Origin of the sequence: Promicromonospora sp. NPDC057138, assembly GCF_042670845.1 — a bacterium.
Taxonomy (GTDB): domain Bacteria; phylum Actinomycetota; class Actinomycetes; order Actinomycetales; family Cellulomonadaceae; genus Promicromonospora.
Genome location: NZ_JBHUUX010000087.1, coordinates 1 through 19,986, shown reverse-complemented (window position 1 = coordinate 19,986; position 19,986 = coordinate 1). Strand labels below are relative to the sequence as shown.

General features: G+C 72.1%; 17 protein-coding genes. 9 read left to right on the top strand and 8 right to left on the bottom strand.

From position 1 onward, the window contains the following. Positions 1–61: 61 nt before the first annotated feature. Positions 62–1,390, bottom strand: coding sequence for an Nramp family divalent metal transporter (locus ACFT2C_RS26875; protein WP_377210159.1), 1,329 nt, complete (start codon positions 1,388–1,390; stop codon positions 62–64). 152 nt (positions 1,391–1,542) lie between these two features. Between ACFT2C_RS26875 and ACFT2C_RS26870 the strand changes: the two genes are divergently transcribed. The 6 genes from ACFT2C_RS26870 to ACFT2C_RS26845 are packed head-to-tail and all read left to right on the top strand — an operon-like array spanning position 1,543 to position 9,386. Then, positions 1,543–3,201, top strand: a complete 1,659-nt coding sequence (locus ACFT2C_RS26870) for an ABC transporter substrate-binding protein (protein ID WP_377210158.1) — start codon at positions 1,543–1,545, stop codon at positions 3,199–3,201. Between the two features lie 11 nt (positions 3,202–3,212). Further along, the gene (locus tag ACFT2C_RS26865; protein WP_377210157.1) at positions 3,213–4,166 is read left to right on the top strand and encodes an ABC transporter permease; all 954 of its coding nucleotides are present in this window, start codon (positions 3,213–3,215) and stop codon (positions 4,164–4,166) included. Continuing rightward, positions 4,163–5,038, top strand: coding sequence for an ABC transporter permease (locus ACFT2C_RS26860; protein ID WP_377210156.1), 876 nt, complete (start codon positions 4,163–4,165; stop codon positions 5,036–5,038). Before ACFT2C_RS26865 ends, ACFT2C_RS26860 begins: the two co-directional genes overlap by 4 nt. A 5-nt stretch (positions 5,039–5,043) precedes the next feature. Then, the gene (locus ACFT2C_RS26855) at positions 5,044–6,999 is read left to right on the top strand and encodes a gamma-glutamyltransferase family protein (protein ID WP_377210155.1); all 1,956 of its coding nucleotides are present in this window, start codon (positions 5,044–5,046) and stop codon (positions 6,997–6,999) included. Then, positions 6,983–8,635, top strand: a complete 1,653-nt coding sequence (locus ACFT2C_RS26850) for a dipeptide ABC transporter ATP-binding protein (RefSeq protein ID WP_377210154.1) — start codon at positions 6,983–6,985, stop codon at positions 8,633–8,635. The genes ACFT2C_RS26855 and ACFT2C_RS26850 overlap by 17 nt, the downstream gene beginning before the upstream one ends. Then, positions 8,616–9,386 carry a GntR family transcriptional regulator gene (locus tag ACFT2C_RS26845; RefSeq protein WP_377210153.1) on the top strand — a complete coding sequence of 257 codons (771 nt, stop codon included), beginning with the start codon at positions 8,616–8,618 and terminating at the stop codon, positions 9,384–9,386. The genes ACFT2C_RS26850 and ACFT2C_RS26845 overlap by 20 nt, the downstream gene beginning before the upstream one ends. Positions 9,387–9,410: 24 nt before the next feature. On the opposite strand, the gene ACFT2C_RS26840 is transcribed toward ACFT2C_RS26845, so the two are convergent. Then, a complete protein-coding gene (locus ACFT2C_RS26840) occupies positions 9,411–9,647 on the bottom strand; it encodes a helix-turn-helix domain-containing protein (protein WP_377210152.1) in 237 nt (78 codons plus the stop codon). Positions 9,648–10,023: 376 nt separating this feature from the next. On the opposite strand from ACFT2C_RS26840, the gene ACFT2C_RS26835 reads away from it, so the two are divergent. Continuing rightward, on the top strand, positions 10,024–10,479 hold the full coding sequence (locus tag ACFT2C_RS26835) for a DUF5959 family protein (RefSeq protein ID WP_377210151.1): 456 nt from the start codon (positions 10,024–10,026) through the stop codon (positions 10,477–10,479). Between the two features lie 11 nt (positions 10,480–10,490). On the opposite strand, the gene ACFT2C_RS26830 is transcribed toward ACFT2C_RS26835, so the two are convergent. The 4 genes from ACFT2C_RS26830 to ACFT2C_RS26815 all read right to left on the bottom strand — a co-directional run bounded on the left by ACFT2C_RS26830 (position 10,491) and on the right by ACFT2C_RS26815 (position 13,641). Then, entirely contained in the window at positions 10,491–12,083 is a 1,593-nt protein-coding gene (locus ACFT2C_RS26830) for an amidohydrolase (RefSeq protein ID WP_377210150.1), read from the bottom strand. A 169-nt stretch (positions 12,084–12,252) separates the two neighbouring features. Then, a complete protein-coding gene (locus tag ACFT2C_RS26825) occupies positions 12,253–12,573 on the bottom strand; it encodes a hypothetical protein (RefSeq protein WP_377210149.1) in 321 nt (106 codons plus the stop codon). 7 nt (positions 12,574–12,580) lie between these two features. After that, positions 12,581–13,285 carry a cation transporter gene (locus tag ACFT2C_RS26820; RefSeq protein WP_377210148.1) on the bottom strand — a complete coding sequence of 235 codons (705 nt, stop codon included), beginning with the start codon at positions 13,283–13,285 and terminating at the stop codon, positions 12,581–12,583. Further along, entirely contained in the window at positions 13,282–13,641 is a 360-nt protein-coding gene (locus ACFT2C_RS26815; protein ID WP_377210147.1) for an ArsR/SmtB family transcription factor, read from the bottom strand. Before ACFT2C_RS26815 ends, ACFT2C_RS26820 begins: the two co-directional genes overlap by 4 nt. Before the next feature lie 88 nt (positions 13,642–13,729). Between ACFT2C_RS26815 and ACFT2C_RS26810 the strand changes: the two genes are divergently transcribed. Next, positions 13,730–14,749, top strand: a complete 1,020-nt coding sequence (locus ACFT2C_RS26810) for an acyltransferase family protein (RefSeq protein ID WP_377210146.1) — start codon at positions 13,730–13,732, stop codon at positions 14,747–14,749. Here ACFT2C_RS26810 and ACFT2C_RS26805 read toward each other — a convergent pair. Further along, the gene (locus tag ACFT2C_RS26805; RefSeq protein WP_377210145.1) at positions 14,734–16,029 is read right to left on the bottom strand and encodes a hypothetical protein; all 1,296 of its coding nucleotides are present in this window, start codon (positions 16,027–16,029) and stop codon (positions 14,734–14,736) included. The two genes, ACFT2C_RS26810 and ACFT2C_RS26805, sit on opposite strands and share 16 nt — an antisense overlap. 99 nt (positions 16,030–16,128) lie before the next feature. Then, positions 16,129–18,222, bottom strand: a complete 2,094-nt coding sequence (locus ACFT2C_RS26800; protein WP_377210144.1) for an acyltransferase family protein — start codon at positions 18,220–18,222, stop codon at positions 16,129–16,131. Between the two features lie 198 nt (positions 18,223–18,420). On the opposite strand from ACFT2C_RS26800, the gene ACFT2C_RS26795 reads away from it, so the two are divergent. Then, complete coding sequence (locus tag ACFT2C_RS26795; RefSeq protein WP_377210143.1) at positions 18,421–19,920, top strand: S8 family serine peptidase; 1,500 nt, start codon at positions 18,421–18,423, stop codon at positions 19,918–19,920. Positions 19,921–19,986 lie beyond the last annotated feature (66 nt).

The following is a 19,986-nucleotide window of genomic DNA, read 5'->3' as shown; positions in this document are numbered from 1 at the left end:
CGCCCCGGGGGGGCGGGGTTGTCCGTCCCGGGGCCCCTCCACCCCCCACCACCGGACACGGTCAGCCGCCGAGGAGCGGCGCCACCGCCTTGACCAGCTCGTTCCCGCCCAGGAACAGGAACATCGCGGCCACCAGGGCGAGGATCACGTTGACCCACCACCGGTTGCGCCACTGCCGCGGCACGGCCTTCGAGTTCATCAGGATCAGCAGCGTCAGCGCGAGGAACGGCATGAACAGCGAGCCGAGCGCGCCGTAGACCACGACGAGCAGGATCGGCTTGTCGAGGAACAGCAGCGCCATCGGCGGGAACGTCAGCCACAGGATGTAGGCCCGGTAGTAGGTGCCGCCCGCGCCGCGGCGCCGGTCGTCACCGGGCAGGTTGCGCATGGTGGCGACGAAGTCCGCGAACATGAGCGACACGCCGTGCCAGACGCCGATCACCGACGAGAACGTCGCGGCGAAGAAGCCGACGAGGAACAGCGGCGCCATGAACGCCCCGTACCGCTGCGCGAGCACGTCGGCGAGGTCGATGAGCCCCTCCTCGCCATCCGCCACCGCCAGGCCCGCCGAGTACAGGAGCTCCGCGCCCACGACGAGCATGGACACCACGAAGATGCCCGACATGACGTACGCCCACGCGTTGTCGATCCGCATGACGCGCATCCAGCGGGGCGTGTCCCAGCCCTTCTCGGCGAGCCAGTAGCCGTAGGCGGCCAGGGTGATGGTGCCGCCGACGCCGCCCGCGAGGCCGAGCGTGTTCAGCACCGCGCCGTCCGGGATGATCGGCACCAGGCCGGCCACGATCTGGCCGAGGTTGGGCGTCGTCAACGCCGCCGAGCCCACGACCGTCACGAACATGACGCCGATGAGGACGGCCATGACGTTCTCGAACGGCTTGTACTTGCCGAACCAGACCAGCAGCAGGCCGGCCACGCCGGAGAGCATCGCCCAGTAGCGCACGTCGACGCCGGGGAACAGCCCGTTCAGCGCGAGGCCGACGCCGGACATCGCGGCTGCCCCGTAGCTGAAGCCCCACACCACCACGTAGATGCCGAAGTAGACGACGGCCCAGAGGCCGAGCGACTTCCAGCCGTCGAAGATGGTGCGGCCGGTGGCGAGCGACCAGCGGCCCGCGCCCTCGACCAGCGCGATCTTCACGACGACGCCGAGGATGACCGCCCACAGCAGCGCGTACCCGTAGTTGCTGCCCGCGACCATCGTGGCGACGAGGTCACCGGCGCCGATGCCTGTCGCCGCGACGACGAGACCTGGGCCGATGATCCGCCAGCGCGGCTTCTCGACAGATCCTTCGTACCCGTCCCGGGCGCCGTCGGCCCGAGGTGGATCCTCGGTGAGTTCTTGTGAAGTGACCTCATTGTCCTTTTCCATGGCGTGACTGTACCTAGGGTTTTCACCCGCTCGAAAGGGACAGCTCGGGCCTCGAGCAGGTTTAACAGGACCGCAACACATTGCATACACGCGTGTCGTGTGGATAGTGATTGTATGCAATCGTCCCTGTCAGACCCGGATTGGATTCTCCAGTGCGCCCTCCCACGCCGCCGCGGCTGCGCGGCCCGTTCGCCCCCGCCGCCGGCCTCCTCGCCGCGGCCCTCGTGCTGTCCGGCTGCCAGGAGGTGCAGACCGCGACCGCCCCCGCCGAGGACGCCGCGGACGTCACGTCCGTCGGCCTCGACGGCAAGACCGTGCGCGAAGGCGGCGACCTCGTCATGGCGCTCTCGGCCGAGCCCGACGTGCTCGACCCGACCACCTCGTCGTCGCTCTACACGCGCTACGTCATGGAGACGATGTGCGAGAAGCTCTACGACATCGACGCTGCGGGCGAGATCGTCCCGATGCTCGCCACCGAGCTGCCCGAGGTGTCCGACGACGGCCGCACCGTCACCTTCCCCCTCAAGGAGGGCGTGCAGTTCGCGGACGGCACGCCGTTCGACGCCGAGGCCGTGAAGACGTCGATCGAGCGCCACCTCACCAAGGAGGACTCCTCGCGGCGCAGTGAGCTGGGCCCGATCACCGACGTGAAGGCCGTCGACGACCACACCGTCGAGATCGACTACGAGACGCCGTTCGCGCCGATCGCCGCCGTGCTCGCGGACCGCGCGGGCATGATCATGTCGCCCACCGAGCTCGCGAAGACCGGCGACGACTTCGGCGAGCACCCCGTCTGCGTCGGTGCGTTCAAGTTCGTCGAGCGCGTGCCCCAGACCTCCATCACCGTCGAGCGCGACCCCCTGTACTACGACGCCGACAACGTGCACTTGGACTCGATCACTTACCGCATCATCACTGACGCCAGCATCCGCGCCGCCAACCTGCGCTCGGGCGACGTCCAGGTCGCCGACACGGTCTCGACCCAGGACGTCGCCGAGCTGGAGGCCGACGAGAACGTCGGCCTGCTGGAGGTCGGCTCCCTGGGCTACCAGGCGCTGACCGTCAACGTCGGCAACACCGACGGCGTCGGCGCACCGCCCGGGAAGATCGACACCCCGATCGCCAAGGACCCGCGCGTCCGCCGGGCGCTGTCGATGGCGATCGACCGCGAGCAGCTCGTGAAGTCCGTCTTCAACGACCGGTTCGACGCGGCCTGCTCGCCCGTCGCGCCCTGGTCCGAGTTCAGCACCGCAGCCAGCGAGGCCTGCCCCGAGTACGACCCCGAGGGTGCCAAGGCGCTCCTGGAGGAGGCGGGCGTGGAGACGCCCTACAAGGTCGAGATGAAGGTGACCAACACCCCGGACACACTGCGCCTCGCGCAGGCGGTCCAGGCGTCCGTCGCCGACGGCGGTTTCGACGTCGAGATCGTGCCGGTCGAGTACTCGTCGCTGCTGGAGGTCCAGGAGCAGGGCGACTTCGACCTGCTGCAGCTCGGCTGGTCGGGCCGCGTGGACCCGCACGGCAACATGTTCAACTTCCTCACCACGGGCGCCGGGAGCAACTACTCCGGCTACAGCAACCCCGACGTCGACGACCTGCTCACCGAGGCCGCCACCCTCATCGACCCGGCCGAGCGTGCCGAGCTGTACGGGCAGGCCGTCACCCAGGTCCAGGAGGACAGCCCGATCATCTACCTCTACCGGACCCGCAGCCTGACCGGCTACGTGAGCGACGTGGCGGGCATCTCCAACTACGCCGACGGCGTGGTTCGGCTGAGCCACGCCGCGTTCGTCGACGGCGTCGAGGGCTGAGAGCACCACTGATGCGCCGTTACCTCCTTGCCCGCCTCGGGCAGTCGGCCGTCACGCTCCTGCTGGCGTCCGTCGTGATCTTCCTGGGCGTGCGCATGCTGCCCGGCGACCCCGCGCTCGCCATGGCGGGCGAGGAGGCCACGCCGGAGCGGCTCGCGATGATCCGCGCCGACCTTGGCCTGAACCAGCCGGTCTGGGTGCAGTACGGCCGGTTCCTCGCCGAGGCCGCCTCGGGTGACCTCGGCGAGTCCACGCGCACCGGCGCGTCGGTCGCGAGCATGATCGGCGCCACGCTGCCCGTGACGCTCTGGCTGTCGCTGTACGCGATCGTCGTCGCCGTCGTGTCCGGGGTGGTGCTCGGCCTGGTCGCCGAGCGCTACCGCGGGCGCTGGCCCGAGTGGATGGCGAACGCGGCGGCGCTGACCAGCCTGTCCGTGCCGAACTTCTGGCTCGGCATGCTCGCGATCCTGTACCTGTGCATCGGGCTGGGCCTGTTCCCGGCGTCGGGCTACGTGCCGCTCAATGAGGACCCCGTCGGCTGGCTGGTGCACCTGACGCTGCCCGCACTCATCCTCGGCACCGGGCTGGCCGCCGTCATCATGCGGCAGACCCGGGCCTCGATGATCGAGGCCATGCGGACCGACTACGTGCGCACCGCGCGGGCCAAGGGCCTGGGCCGCACCCGGGTGCTGCTGCGCTACGGGCTGCGCAACTCCCTGATCGTCGTGGTCACGATCGCCGGGCTGCAGCTCGGCGGCCTGATCTCGGGCGCCGTCGTGACCGAGCAGATCTTCGCCCTGCCGGGGTTCGGCAAGCTCACGCTCGACGCCGTCTTCCAGCGGGACTACCCGGTCATCCAGGCCGTCGTGGTGCTGACCACCGTGGGGTACGTGCTGGTCAACCTGGCCGTGGACGTCCTGTACTCCGTCATCGACCCGCGTATCCGAGTGGGAGGGCGCTCATGACCGTCATCGAGAAGAGCGCGCTCGCGCCCGACTTCGCGGCGCCCCGGCGCCTGCTCCCGCGCCTGCGCACCCCGCAGGCGATCACGGGCGGCGTCATGCTCGCCATCGTGCTCCTCGGCGGGATCCTCGCCCCGGTGCTGGCCCCGTACGGGCCCGCGCAGGTGCACTTCGAGGCCCCGTTCCAGCTACCCGGCACCGTCGGCTTCGCGCTCGGCACGGACGACCTGGGCCGCGACATCCTCTCCCGCATGCTGTACGGGATCCGGGCCTCGCTCATGGTGGGGCTGATCGCGGTGGGCCTCGCCGTCATCGTCGGGACGCCGCTCGGGCTGGCCGCGGGCTACTGGCGGTGGCTCGACGGGCCCGTCTCCCGCCTGACCGACGTCACGCTGGCGTTCCCGTTCCTCATCCTCGCCGTGGGGCTCGCCGCCATCAACGGGCCGAGCCTCGCGGGCGCCGCCATCTCGCTCGGCGTCGCGCAGGTGCCGACCATGGTGCGGGTGGTGCGCGCCGAGACCATGCGGCTCAAGGAGAGCCCGTTCGTGCTGGCCGCGACCGCCATGGACGCCTCGGGCGCCCGGATCCTCGCGCAGCACGTCCTGCCCAACTGCCTGTCCGCGATCATCGTGCAGGCTACGGTCATCATGCCGGCCGCGGTGCTCGGCGAGGCGGTGCTCTCGTTCCTGGGGCTCGGCATCCAGCCGCCCACCCCGAGCCTGGGCATCATGCTCGCCGACGCGCAGCAGTACCTCGGCCGCGCGCCGACCGCGGCGCTGTTCCCTGGCCTGGCCATCGTGGCCACCTGCCTCGGCTTCAACCTCCTCGGGGACGCCCTGCGCGACGCCCTCGACCCGACCACCGACCGTAAGTGAGTGTCATGACGTCGTTCTCCCCACCGGTGTTCACCCCGCCCGCCACCCCCAGTACCCGCCCCGACCTGCAGGGCACGTTCGGGATGGTCGGATCCACCCACTGGATCGCCACCGCGAGCGCCCAGGCCGTGCTCGAGCGGGGCGGCAACGCCTTCGACGCCGCGGTCGCGGGCGCGTTCGTGCTGCACGTCGTGGAGCCGCACCTGAACGGGCCTGGCGGCGACATGACCGGCGTCTTCGTGACGGCCGACGCGCCGTCGGCGCCGCGGGTCCTGGTGGGCCAGGGGCCGGCGCCCGCGGGCGCCACGATCGAGCACTACCGAGCCGAGGGCCTCGACCTCGTCCCGGGGTCGGGCGCGCTGGCGGCGGCGGTGCCCGGCAGCGTGGACGCGTGGCTGCTGCTCCTGCGCGACCACGGCACCTGGGACCTGGGCGACGTGCTGGCCTACGCCGTCGGCTACGCGCGCGAAGGGCACCCGGTGCTCGCCCGGGTCAGCTCGACGATCTCGCTGGTCGCGGACCTGTTCCGCGACCACTGGCCCACCTCGGCCGCCCGCTGGCTGCCCGACGGCGAGGTGCCCGCCCCCGGCGCCGTCGTCACCAACCCGGAGTACGCCGATCTGCTGGACGCCGTGGTCGCGGCCGGAGTCGGTGCGGCGAGCCGCACGGAGGCCATCGATCTGGCCCGCGCCGCGTGGCGCGAGCGCGTGGGCGCTGCCGTCGAGGAGTTCGTCACGACCCCGCACCGGCACTCCGACGGCGGCGACCACGCCGGCGTCATGACGGCCGCCGACGTCGCGGGCTTCGAGGCCTCCTACGAGGACGCCACGACCGCGACGTTCCGCGGGTACACCATCGCCAAGACCGGCGCCTGGGGCCAGGGCCCCGCGCTGCTCGCGTCCCTGAAGATCCTGGAAGGGCTCGACGACGCCGCGCTCGACCCGTCCACCGAGCTCGGCGCCCACACGATCCTGGAGGCGCAGAAGCTGGCGATGGCCGACCGCGACGTCTGGTACGGCGACCCCGCCGCCGACTCCGACGACGTGCCGCTCACCTACCTGCTCAGCGCGGAGTACGCGGCCCAGCGCCGCGCCCTGATCACGGACGCCGCGAGCCACGAGCTCCGCCCGGGCGACGTGCCCGGACGCGCGACGCCGCCGGTCCCGCCCCTGCGCACCGAGTACGCGACGAGCGCGCCGGCGGGGTCGCTGCCCGGCGCCCCCACGGGCGGTGCGGCCGCGGGCGTAGGCGAGCCGACGGTCGAGGTGCCCTCGGTGGTCGAGCTGCCCTCGGTGGTCGAGCCTGTCGAGACCCCGGTTTCGACAAGCGCAACCAGCGACTCGCCCGACTCCCCCTCGCACACCGGCGCCACCCGCGGCGACACCTGCCACATCGACGTCGTGGACCGGTGGGGCAACATGGTCTCGGCCACGCCGTCGGGCGGCTGGCTGCAGTCCTCCCCCACGATCCCCGGCCTCGGCTTCTGCCTGGGCACGCGGCTGCAGATGACGTGGCTGGACGAGGCGTCGCCGTCGGCCCTGGTGCCCGGACGACGGCCGCGCACCACGCTCACCCCCACTCTGGTGCTGCGCGACGGCGAGCCGGTGATCGCGCTCGGCTCCCCGGGCGGCGACCAGCAGGACCAGTGGCAGCTGCCGTTCCTGCTGCGCGTGCTCGTCGGCGGGTACACGCCGCAGCAGGCGATCGACGCGCCGGCCCTGCACACGACGTCGTTCCCGGGCTCGTTCTGGCCCCGCACCTGGACGCCGGGCGGGGCGGTCGTCGAGGACCGGCTCGGCGACGACGTCATCGCCGCTCTGGAACGCCGCGGACATGTGGTGACCCGGGCCGGCGACTGGGCGCTGGGCCGCCTGTCCGCCGTGACCCGCGACCCGGCCACCGGCCTCCTGGGGGCCGCCGCCAACCCGAGAGGGGCGCAGGGCTATGCCGCAGGACGCTGAGAACTCACCCCTCCTGTCCGTGCGCGGCCTGAACGTCGCCTACGGCGACACCCCCGTCGTGCGCGGCGTCGACCTCGACGTCGCGCGCGGGGAGCGGGTGGCGATCGTGGGCCAGTCCGGCTCGGGCAAGTCGACGGTGGTCGCCGCGCTCCTGCGGCTCCTGCCCGGAACGGGCCGGATCACCGGCGGCACCATCAGCCTCGACGGCGAGGACCTCGCCGCCGCTGACGAGTCCCGCATGCGCGCCGTCCGGGGCGGCCGTATCGCCCTGGTGCCGCAGGACCCGGGGACCAACCTCAACCCGGCCATGCGGCTGGGCGACCAGGTGGCCGACGCGCTGCGCGCCGACGGCCTGCGGGGCCCGGCCGTGCGGCGGCGGGTGCTGGAGCTGCTGGCCGAGGCCGGCGTGCCCGAGCCCGAGCGGCGCGCCAAGCAGTTCCCGCACGAGTTCTCGGGCGGCATGCGCCAGCGCGTGCTCATCGCGGTCGCGCTGGCCCGGGAGCCGGAGCTGCTGCTGGCCGACGAGCCGACGTCGGCCCTGGACGTGACCGTCCAGCGGCGCATCCTGGACCACCTGGGGGCGCTGGCCGAGGCGCACGGGACCGCGATGATCCTGGTCACGCACGACCTGGGGCTCGCGGCCGACCGCGCCGACCGGGTGGTCGTCATGCTCGACGGCCGGATCGTGGAGCAGGGCACGCCCGAGCAGGTGCTGCGCGCCCCGCAGCACGAGTACACGCGGCGGCTGGTCGCGGCGGCGCCCGCCGCCGTCGTCACGCAGGCCGAGGCGCGCGAGGGCGGCGCGGGTCGCGAGGCGGTCGCACCGCCGTCGGCACAGGGGAACGGCGAAGCGAGCGGCGACGTCGTCACCGTGCGTGACCTCGTCAAGGAGTACAAGGTGCGCGGGCGCGGCGGGCTGCTGCGCGCCGTCGACCACGTGTCGTTCGCGGTGCCGCGGGGCGGCACCACCGCCCTGGTGGGCGAGTCCGGCTCGGGCAAGACCACGGTCTCCCGCATCCTCCTGGGCCTGGAGGCGCCGACCAGCGGCGAGGCGCTCGTGGACGGGCGCAGCATCGCCGGGGCGGCCCGCGCGGAGCGGCGCGCGCTGCGGCGGCGCGTGCAGCCGGTGTTCCAGGACCCGTACGCGTCGCTCGACCCGACGCACACGGTGGAGCGGGTCGTCGACGAGTCCCTGCGGATCTTCGGCATCGGCGACCGGGACTCGTGCCAGGCCCGGGTCGCGGAGCTGCTGGACCAGGTGGCGCTCCCCCGCGACGTCGCCCAGCGTCGCCCGGGCGAGCTCTCGGGCGGGCAGCGCCAGCGGGTCGCCATCGCGCGGGCGCTCGCGCCTGAGCCGGAGCTGCTCGTGCTCGACGAGGCCGTCTCGGCGCTCGACGTGCTGGTCCAGGAACAGATCCTGGACCTGCTGGCTGACCTGCAGGAACGGCTGGGTGTGTCGTACCTGTTCATCAGCCACGACCTCGCGGTGGTCCGCGGCATAGCGGATAATGTGGTCGTCCTGCGGCAAGGCCGCGTCGAGGAGCAGGGGTCCGTCGACGACGTGTTCCACGCCCCGCGCGCCGACTACACCCGAGACCTGCTAGGAGCCATCCCAGGTGCCGCTTTCGCCCGATGAGCCCGCGCTCGCCGCCGCCGTACCTGCCGGCGGCCGCCCCGCGTCCGTCCAGGACGCGATCCGGCGGGACATCATCGCCGGCGTCCTGACCCCCGGCGCCCGCGTCACCGAGGCGTCGCTGGCCCAGCGCTACGACGTCTCGCGGGTGCCGGTCCGGGAGGCGTTGCGTGGCCTGGAGAGCGAGGGCTTCATCGACTCGCGGCCCCACGTGGGCTCGCGGGTCGCGCCGATCCCGGTGCACGACGCCGACGACCTGTTCGCGGTGCGCGAGGCCCTGGAGGTGTCCACCGCCCGCAGCGCCGCCCGCCGGGCCGCGGCGCTCTACTCGGGCGACGAGAGCCCCGAGGACTGGTGGCGCATCCGCCGGGAGATCGCCGCCCTGCTCGACGCCGGTGACGCGCACGTCGCGGCCGGCGACCTGGACCCCCTGGTCGCCATCAACGACCAGATCCACATCGCGATCGCCGAGCTCAGCGGCAGCGCGACCATGACGCGGCTGCTGCGCCAGCTCTCGTGGAAGATCGAGTGGCTCTACGCCGCCGACGTGCAGCCCCGCGGCAAGCGCCTCTGGCCCGAGCACCGCGTGATCGTGGGCGCCATCGACGCCGGGGACGGCGAGCGGGCCGCCACCCTGATGGCCGCGCACGTGCGGGAGTCCCGGATCGGCTACCTGCTGCGCTACGGCGTCACGACGCCGAGCTCGGACCCGGTGGTCGCGGCGGAGGTGGCTAGGCGGCGGTCGGCCGGCTGACGATCTCGCCCGAGCCGCGCAGCATCAGGTCAGATTGAGGTCGTAGGTCTCCGCCGACAGCTCGTCGACTACCGCGAGCCTTTCGCCGTCGTCGGCGCGCATGTACTCGGCCAAGGAGGAATCCCCCACCCGCCGGTGCGTACCCACCGTGCGACAGGCAAACTTGCCCTCGTCCAGCAGGCTGATCAGGAATGGGCGTGACACGTTCAGTGCGTCCGCAGCCTGCTGCGTCGTCAGCTCCCTGAGCGTTTTCTCGCTCATCACGACCTCCCGATAGAAGTAGTCGAACCAACCGCAACGATCTCATCCCGGAGACCGTGCCGCACGCATCAGCGCGGCTCCTGCACAGAGTCGCCGAACGTAGGGTTAGTCGCCCCAAGGGGCCTGTTAGAGCGACCAAACCTGCGTTCGACGCGGCCCGACAGTGCAAAGACCGACGCCGCCGTAGGCACTCTGTCGTGGAAAGCTGACGGGTGCGACGACGGTGTGATCATGTGCGGATGCCAACAGGACTTCAGGTCGACGAATCGATCAGCATCCCCGACGACGAGCTGCGTTGGACGCTTCCCGCGGACTCGTCGATCGTCGTTGGCGCTCGGACGATCGGTGTCAGTGGTACGTGGTTGAGTTCACCACCATGACCCAGAGCGCACGGACGCACCAGACGTTGAGCCGTCCCATCGAGCTGTTCCGGTTCGGGGGCGAAGGGAACCTTGTCGCGCTCCGGCTGCAGCAGGTCGACCGCGGCCCCGACGGCCGGGTCGAACAGTTCATCGGCGAGATCGTGGTCGAGACGTCGTTCGTGAGCGGTGCGACCCCGATCCATCTCGGCGTCCCTGGGGACCTGACCGCCTGGCAAGGGATGCTGGATCATCTCGACGCCGGACACGACGTCCACTGGATGGAGGACCAGAAATCACCAGAGGTGCTGATCCGCTGGGAGAGCGACGATCGCTTCGAGGTGACCGTTCGGGACCGGCTGGCTTCGTTGACCGACGTGCGGACCGTGGTGACGGCGAACGAGAAGTGGTTCGACACGGCGTACGACCTGCTCGATCGCGCCTACGAGCTGGCAGAACGCCCGACAGAATGAGCGGTCGGGGGTCAGAACGTCCTGTGGGTCCAGTCGCCCGCCAGCAGCGTGCCCGCCACCGGCACCTCGCGCAGGGCCGACGCCGCGGCGGCATCAGCCTCGCCACCAGCCCCCAGCCCGACGGCGGGCAGGTCCGCGTCCAGCACCACCAGGTCAGCCGGGCCGCCCACTGTCGGGACCAGCCCGCGCCCGTCCGTCGAGGCCTCCAGCGCCGTCCGCAGCCCGATCCGTTGCTCGGGGTGCCACGCCTCGCGGCCGTCGCGTGAGCGGCTGACCGCCGCCGCGATCGCCACCCACGGGTCCAGGGCGGCGACCGGCGCGTCCGAGCCCAGGGCGAGCACTGCCCCGGCGTCGTCCAGGGCGCCGTACGGGAAGGCGCGCCCGGTGCGGCCGGCCCAGTGCCGGTCGGCGATGTCGCGGTCGTCCATGGCGTGCTCGGGCTGGACCGACGCGATCACGCCGAGCTCGGCGAAGCGGGCGAGGTCCGCGTGGTCGAGGAGCTGCGCGTGCTCGACCGAGCCGCGAGCGCCCGTCGCCGCGAACGCGTCCAGCGCGAGGGCGTTGGCGTGGTCGCCGATCGCGTGGATCGCGCACTGCAGGCCCCCGTCGTGGGCGCGCTTCATGAGCGGGACCAGGTCGTCCGGCGGCACGGAGAGGATCCCGTGTGCCTCGGGCCCGGTCAGGCCGGGGTAGGGGTCGTGGCAGTAGGCGGTGCGCGTGTTGAGCGAGCCGTCGGTGACCACCTTGAACGGGCCCTGTTCCAGCAGCCCGCGGGTGCCGGGCAGCGCGTCGCCGGTGCGCAGGCCCTCGGCGAGGACGTCGTCCAGCCAGGGCGTCCAGACGCCGGCCCGCACCCGCAGGGCTCCGAACCCAGTATCGAACCGGCGGCGCCAGGCGGTGAGGTTGTCGGTGATCTCGAGGTCGACGACGCCGACCACGCCGCGTGCTGCTGCCGCCGCCGCGGCGTCGGCCACCCAGGCGTCGGCGAGGTGGTCGGGCGCCCGGTCGACTGCGGCGGCCAGCGGCAGCCACTCGCTCTCCCGCAGCACTCCCGTGGGGTGCGCGCCGACGCCGACGAACCGCAGGCCCGCGGTGCTGAGCCAGGCGCAGTGCAGGTCCCCGGACACGAGCACCACCGGGACGGAGCCCGCCACGGCGTCGAGCAGCGCGGCGGTGGGAACGTCGGGCCACAGCCCGTCCCGGAACCCGTAGCCGACCAGGGCGGTACCCGGCTCGGGCGGCCCGTCGGCGAGCCGGTCGCGCACGAGCGCCACGGCCTCGGCGGCGGAGCGTGCGCCGGACAGGTCCAGCCGGCGTCGCACCAGCGCCCACTGCGTGAGGTGGACGTGCTTGTCCCAAAGCCCGGGCAGGACGGTGCGCCCGTCGAGATCGAGACGCTCCACGGCCCGGGCCCCGTCGAACGTACCGCCGGGCCCGACGCCGACCACGCGCCCGTCCCGCACCAGTACTTCGAAAAGCCCGGATCGCCCGCCGTCGAACGTAGGCCTGGTCGCACCATCACCCCCTGATGAAGCGACCGGCCCTACGTTCGACACCGGGCTATGGAGCAGACGGGCGCCAGTGAGCAGCAGCGGGTCCGTCATGGCGTGCCGTCGCCGGCCACCGAGACGAGGGTGGTCCAGCCGTGGTTGCGGACTAGCTCGCGCACGCGGGCCTCGTCCTCGATCTCGTAGTCGCGGGTGTCGATCACAGGGTCATCGAACCACCACCCGCCCCCAGAACAGGCCGGCGCCCCCGCGGCGAAAATGCTCCCTATTCGACCGACCCGACGTTGAGCGCCGACAGCTCGAACGGCGTACCGGTCACGACCAGCCGCAGATCGTGGTGGGTCTCGTCGATGGCCCAGTCCACGAAGGCGCAGCAGGTCTTCTCGACGGCGACCAGCTCGCGCAGCCGCTGGACCGAGTCGTCGACCTTCGCGTAGTGGATGGTCAGGCTGGCCTCGGTGCGCTCCTGCTCCAGGGCGTAGTCGGCGTCGAACGCGTGCCACTTGCCGACCTGTTCCCTCGCCGCATCCAGGTCGGCGAGCGTGCAGGCAATCGGAAGCTGGTTCAACGGTCCGCTGTTCGACATCCGGCTCTCACTCCTCGCTATGACTGTCGTCGTGGTGGTCGTGGTCGTCGTGATGGTGGTCGTGCTCGACCTCGATCTCGCCGGTCAGGGCGGCGACCGGGACGGCGCAGGACTCGCCCTGCCAGGCCTCCAGGCCTTCCTTGATCGCGAAGCCGGCGATCACGAGGGCCGCAACAGAGTCGGCCCACGCCCAGCCGAGCAGGCTGTTCAGCAGCAGGCCCGCGAGCAGCGCGGCGGACAGGTAGGTGCAGATCAGGGTCTGCTTGGAGTCCGCGATGGCGCTGGCGGAGCCGAGCTCCCGGCCGGTGCGGCGCTCGAACCAGCTCAGGAACGGCATCACCACCAGGCTGACCGCGGCCAGCACGATCCCGACCGGGCTGTGTTCCGGCTCACGCAGGCCCGACAGGGACAGGACGGCGTCGACCGTGACGTAGGCGGCCAGGCCGAAGAACGAGACGGCGATGATCCGCAGCGCGGTCTTCTCCCGGGCCTCGGGGTCAGGGGCGGCGAACTGCCAGGCGACCGCCGCGGCCGAGAGGACCTCGACTATCGAGTCCAGACCGAACCCGATCAGCGCGGCCGACGACGCGACGCTGCCCGCGGCCAGCGCGATGACGGCCTCGATGGCGTTGTAGGCGATCGTGACGGCCACGACCCAGCGGATCCGGCGCCGCAGCACCTGCACGCGGGCGGGCGCGAGGACGGCGGTCACGCTACCGCTCCCGGTCCGCAGCACAGAGGGACATCGCAGTCCTCGTCCATGCAGGGCGCCCCGTCGTCGACCGCCAGGACCGCTTCCATCAGTACCCCGATCGCGCGGGTCAGGTGCGGGTCGGCGATCTCGTACCGGGTCTGCCGCCCCTCCGGCGTCGCCACGACGATCCCGCACCCACGCAGACAGGCGAGGTGGTTCGAGACATTGGTGCGGGTCAGGTCGAGCTCGCGGGCAAGCTGCGCCGGGTAGCCCGGTTCGTCGATCAGGCTGAGCAGGATCCGGGAGCGGGTCGGGTCGGCCATCGCCCGGCCCAGGCGGTTCATCACGTCCAACCGCGAGACAAGAGTCAGCATGCGCTGACTATACAGTCGATGCTGACCAATGGGTCAAAGAGACCCACCGGACGAGGAAACCCGCCGGACCCCGGTAATCTCTGCGGCGATGAGCAGCACGCGGCACGACCCCGGACCGGACCAGCTCAAGGGCATCCTCATGGTGCTGGTGATCCTCGGCCACACGTTCTGGCAGGGCATCGGCGACTCGTGGACCAAGTGGATGATCTACGGCTTCCACATGCCCGTGTTCCTGTTCCTGTCCGGGTACATGATCTCGATGGCCCGGTTCGGCACCCGGCCGTGGGGCGACCTGCTGCGCCACTACTGGAAGCGCATGCTCGCCGCCTGGCTCATCGTCAGCGTGCTGTGGCTGGCGCTGCAGAAGCCGGAAGCCTTCTCCGACGTGCAGACCTTCCTCGAGGTGCTGCTGCTGCGCCCGGACTTCCACCTCTGGTACGTGCCGATGCTGTTCCTGAGCGTCCTGCTCCTGCGCCTGCTCGCCCGGCCGCTGAACGGCTCGGCCGCCGCCCGCGCGGCGCTCGGCCTGGCCGCCGTCGTCGGCGCCCTGCTCTTCCAGACGCCGCTGAAAGAGCTGGTCCCACAGGTCGTCCTGGACAACGTCGACGCCCGGTACGCCGGGTACTTCGTCTGGATCCTGCTCGGCGTGGCCGTGCGCAACGGGTGGTTCCCCCGCCTCGGCGTGTGGTGGCTCGCACCGCTGGTCGCCGTCGGCCTCGCGGCCCGGAGCTGGGCCTATACCTCGGACGCCGCCGGACCCTGGTGGAGCGTGGTCGCGTTCACCGTGCTCTCCCTGGGCGCCTCGCTGTGCGTGCCCGCGCTCCGCGACGCCCTGCGGACGCCGCTGCCGATCGTCGGCGAGCCGCTGCGCACGATCGGCCAGCACTCGCTGTACGTGTACCTGCTGCACCCGTTCGTCACCGACGCGCTGCACACCCCCGAGATCGGCTGGCTCCGCTCGCTGGTGCTCGGCGTCGCCGTCACCGTCGCGATCCTCGTGGCGAGCTACCTGGTCGCGGGCCTCCTCGAGCGGGCAGGCGGGCGGCTGGCGGGCGCGCGCTGGCTGGGTGTGCGGCCGGGCGCGCGGCGCCGTCAGTACCGCGGGTAGGCGTAGTACAGGACCTGCGACTCGGGCACCCAGTGCTCCACGACGCCGCGGACGCCCGCAGGCAGCGTGCCGCCACCCCCGGTGTTGCCGTCGATGACCTTGATCCGTGAGCCGTCGACCTGCACCACGAACATCGTGTGCGAGGCCTCGCCCGACGCGATGTAGGAGACGAACGCCAGCGCCCCGACGCGCGGTGTCGAGCCCGTCGGCCGGGTGCGCCGGACCGCGTCCCGGTACGCGCCCCACGTGGTCGACTGCGGCACGAGCGTCGAGTGCCCCGAGCCCTTGAAGATCCAGGACTGGAACAGGCCGCACCATGGCGCGTTCGAGCGCGCCCACACGTTGTACTTGCTGTACCAGTCGTAGCGCGAGCCGTTGCCGCCGTCGTACCGCACGGCGTAGCCCACCTGGGAGCGCGCGGCGGCCACCACCTCGCCCCGGACCCCGGTGAGGCCGGTCAACGCTTCGTCCCCGTCGGTATTCGTGTACAGCACGCCGCCCTCGAACCGCTGCACGCAGCCACCCCGGGGCAGCCCGCACAGCGGGTCCATCACGGGCGCGCCCAGGCGGCCCCTGGCGCCGCCTCGCTCGCGGTACTCGCCTAGGACGCCGCCGTGCACCCACCAGGTGCGCGCCCGGCCGGAGCGCATCACCTTGACGAGGATCCCCTCCTGGTACGAGCGGGAGACGACGGAACGCGTCACCTGCCGCAGGCCGGACGTCGGCCGCCCGATCGCCCCGCCCATCTGCTCGGCGCGGGACGTCATGGACCGGCCGGTGGTGATGAGCCGCACGCCGATCCGCGGCGTCCACGACGACCGCGCGGTGGCCGAACCGCGGTAGAGGGCCCGGTACTCGTAGACCGCGCCGGCGCGGATCCGCACGCTGTAGCGGCCGGAGCGGTTCGTGGTGTCGGCGCCGGCGGTGCTCCAGCCGGGCTCGTTCATCCGCTTCCTCTGCACGACGACCTCGCGCCCGCGCGCCGGCGAGCCGCCGACCGTCAGCCGGCCGAACATCCAGAAGGTCTCGCCCTTGCGCAGCCGCCGGTCGTGCACGCCCGCGGTGAGGGCGCTCGGCGCGGCGGCGGTGACGACGTTCGGTGCGGCCTCGGTTGCGAGCTCCGGCCGGGTCCCGGGCGCCGCCGCCGCGGCGACGCCGCCGCCGGCCGGGAGCGCAAGCGCGACCACGAGCAGACCACCGAGCCGACGGCGCAGGGTCCTGGCGCGGATCCGCCCCAGGTCGATCGGCGGACCAGGCTGTCGCATCGGCACGGGCTCCATGCCCGGCAGGCTACGTCCGCTCCGGCGGCCCCGCAGGGCGAGGGCCCGCCCCGCGGGGAGGTCCCGCCCTGCGGGCGACGCCGTCCACGACGACGCCGCTCACAACGACGCGGGCAGCACCTCGCGCAGCCGGTCGGTGAGCTGCTCCATGTAGGTGCGGGTCACGTGGTTCGGGTCGCGGTACACGAGCACGTTCCCGATCACCGCCGGGCAGGTCGTCTCGTTGCAGAAGTAGTCCAGGAACTCGCCCGACTTCACCCCCGGCGCCAGCTCCAGCGCGGCCGGGACGGTGTCACGGCCGCCCAGGGCGTCCTTCCGCGGCTGGTCGCACTGCGTGGGGTCCGTGTAGTTCTCGGTGACGCACTCGATGACGTCGTCGCGCGCATGCGGGGTGTCCTGCAGCGAGATGACCTGGAAGCCGCGGTCGAGCCACTCGTTCCAGACCTCGGCGAGGCCCTCCGCACCCGGGTGCTCCTCCGAGCCGCGCGGCGCGAGGGCGTACGACTCCTGGAAGGCCGTGACCACGAGCTGGGGCGCCAGCTCGAGCACCTCGGCACGGGTCTGGGCGTTGGCGGTCGCGCAGGCCTCGACCTCGGGGCTGTCGCCGCTGCGGCGGTCCGCGCTGAACGGGCACGCCGAGTGCAGGTAGGTGACCACGCGCCAGTCGCGCTCCTCGGCGATCCTGATGATCGGCTCGGCGAACATCGCGGCGTGCGAGTCGCCGACGATCGCGACGGTCGCCTTCGGGTTCTCGGTCTCGCCGAACTCGCACATCGCGGTCACGGTGTCGCGCTGCGCCGCCTGGCACGCGTTGATCGCGCCGTCCTTGTCCTCGGCGGCCTTGATCGGGTTGGGCGAGATGGCGGTGCTGCCGTCCACGAACGGCGCGAAGTCGCGCTCGATCCCCTCGGGGATGGTCTCGTCGGCCTCGCTCGCGGCGGCCTGGGCATTGCTGTCCCAGCGGTCGATGGTGCCCTGGACGCGCCACGGCAGGGTGAGCGTCAGGCCGGCCACCAGCACCATCGCCACCAGGGCCGCCACGAGCATGCGCCCGTCGGCCCTGAACCAGCGCACCGTGCGGATCGGCTGCTCCACCAGGGTGTAGCTCGCGATGGCCATGGCGAACGAGGCGATGAGGATCACCATGACGTCCGTCGGCTTCGGGTCCCGGTCGGTGTAGACGCCGAAGAACACCACGACCGGGAAGTGCCACAGGTACAGCGAGTACGAGATGTCGCCGACACGCTGGACGGCCCAGGACTCGGCGACGACCCGCAGCGAGCCCGGGCCGGAGGTGCGGCCGCCGGCGATCACGGCGCAGGCGCCCAGCGTCGGGGCGAGCGCGGCGACGCCGGGGAACGGGGTGCCGCTGTCGTACAGGCAGGCCGCAGTGACGATCGTCGCGACGCCGAACACGACGAGCGTGTTGCGCAGCGGCGCGAACCGCTTCGTGTCCCGGATCACGAGCGCCAGGATGCCGCCGGCCGCGAGCTCCCAGACGCGGGTCAGCGTCGAGTAGTACGCCACCGGGTCGTCGCCCGACGCCTGCATGATGCCCCAGGCCAGCGAGGCGACGGCGACCACGCCGAAGACCGCCAGCAGGATCCCCCGGAGCCGCGCCGGGTTCCGGACGACGACGCCGCCGCGGGTGCCGCCCCACAACGCCACGGCGAGCACGACGAGCAGCGGCCAGACCAGGTAGAACTGCTCCTCCACGCCGAGGGACCAGAAGTGCTGGAACGCCGTGGGGCTGTTGCTGGCGGCCTGGTAGTCGACGGACTCCGCGGCGAGCGCCCAGTTCTCCACGTACAGCACGGAGGCGAGCGCCTGCTTCCACCACGACTCCACCAGGGACGGTGGCAGCAGCACCAGCGCGATCACGATCACGCCGACGGTCGTGACCAGGGAGGCGGGCAGGATGCGCCGCGCGCGGGCGGCCCAGAACTTCTTGAGGTTCACCCCGCCGGTGGTCGACGCCTCGCGCCACAGGTGGCCCGTGATGAGGAACCCCGAGATCACGAAGAAGACGTCTACGCCGATGTAGCCGCCCGGCAGGGCCGCAGGGTCGATGTGGTAGACGAGCACCAGCAGCACCGCGAGCGCGCGCAGTGCCTGGACCTCGGGGCGGAACTTGCGGGGGCGTGCGGAGTGCTCGAGTGACCCGTCAGGTGTCGCGGCAGGAGTGGTCGTCATTGCCGTCATGGCGTGTGAGGCTCTTCGTCTCGGGGGCAAGGACGGGCCCTACTGTCCCACATAAACGGTGGGGTGAAGAAAATCTGGTTTCGCGCCTGTTTCAGATGCGCAGATGCGATGGCAATCCTCGTCAGGACAAGTAGGTTTCCCTACGGGCCCCGCACGGGGGCCCGCTTTTCACCCACAGGAGAGTGAACCATGCGCATCTCCCACTCCCGTCGAGCACTCGCCGTCGCCACCGCGACGTCGATCGCGCTCGCCGCGCTCGGCAGCGTCGCCGGGTATGCGGCAGACGAGCCCGAGTCGACACCCGTCCCGATCGTCACCCCCGACGGAGCCCTGTTCTCCTACGTGGTGAACACGGAGCACACCAGCGCGCGTGAGACGGCCCTCGCCGTCAAGGCGATCACCCGGGCCGACGGCGTCGTCGTGCAGGCGTGGCCGCAGATCGGCGTCGTCGTGGCGCACTCCGCGAACGGCTCGTTCCGCGAGGACGTGCTCACCGCCGACCGCGCAGGCGTCGTCGAGTCCGTCGGGGCCACCCGGACCGTCTCCCCCACGGAGGGCACGCCGGGCACGGACACCGCCGCGGGCGTCAAGAAGAGCAGGGCCGTGGTGGGCCAGGCGACGAAGGACGACGCCGGGGACGCCGTCGGCGGGCCGTCGCTCGCCGCCGCGGTGCCCGACCCGGGCGAGGCGACGCAGTGGGACATGGCGATGATCAAGGCCGACCAGGCCCTGGAGGTCAACCCCGGCTCGTCCGACGTCGTCGTCGGCGTGCTGGACTCCGGGATCGACGCCGAGCACCCGGACCTGGCCACCCAGGTCGACGCCGACCAGTCGGTGAACTGCACCGACGGCGGTAGGCCGGACCTGTCGGCGACCGGCTGGCTGCCGACCACCTCGGACCACGGCACGCACGTCGCGGGCACCATCGCGGCGGCGCAGAACGGCGTCGGCATCGTGGGCGTGGCCCCCGGCGTCAAGATGGCCTCGGTCAAGGTGGTGAACGACGACGGGTTCATCTACCCCGAGTACGCGATCTGCGGCTTCATCTGGGCGGGCATGCACCGCATGGACGTGACGAACAACTCGTACTACATCGACCCGTTCATGTACTGGTGCGAGGACCAGCCGGACCAGGCCGCCGCGAAGGAGGCCGTGCGCCGCGCGGTCGGCTTCTCGACCAAGCGGGGCGTGGTGCACGCCGCCGCCGCGGGCAACGCCTCGACCGACCTGGCCAACAACACCACCGACACGTCCAGCCCGAACGACTCGACGCCGGTGCAGCGCGTGATCAACTCCGGCTGCGAGGACATCCCCACGGAGCTGGACGGCGTGGCGACCGTCTCCTCGCTGACCCAGGCGACGAACCTGAGCTCGTTCTCGAACCGCGGGCTCGGCAAGATCGACGTCTCCGCCCCGGGCAGCGCGATCCTGTCCACCACGCTCGACGGCACCTGGGGCCTGAAGAGCGGCACCTCGATGGCGTCTCCGCACGTCGCGGGCGTCCTGGCGCTCCTGAAGTCGGCGCACCCGCGCTGGACGCCGGCCCAGCTGGAGGCGGCGGTCCGCGCCCAGGCCGACGACCACGAGTGCACCACCACGACGGCGGGCCCGGCCTGCGTGGGCGAGCCGGCGGAGAACAGCTTCTACGGCGACGGCATAGCCGACGCCCTGGACGCGGTAACCCCCTGACCACCCCACAGAGGTAGTCAGATCCGCGAAGTAGAGCGCCTGTCCGAGTCTCCCTGGTTATCGCCC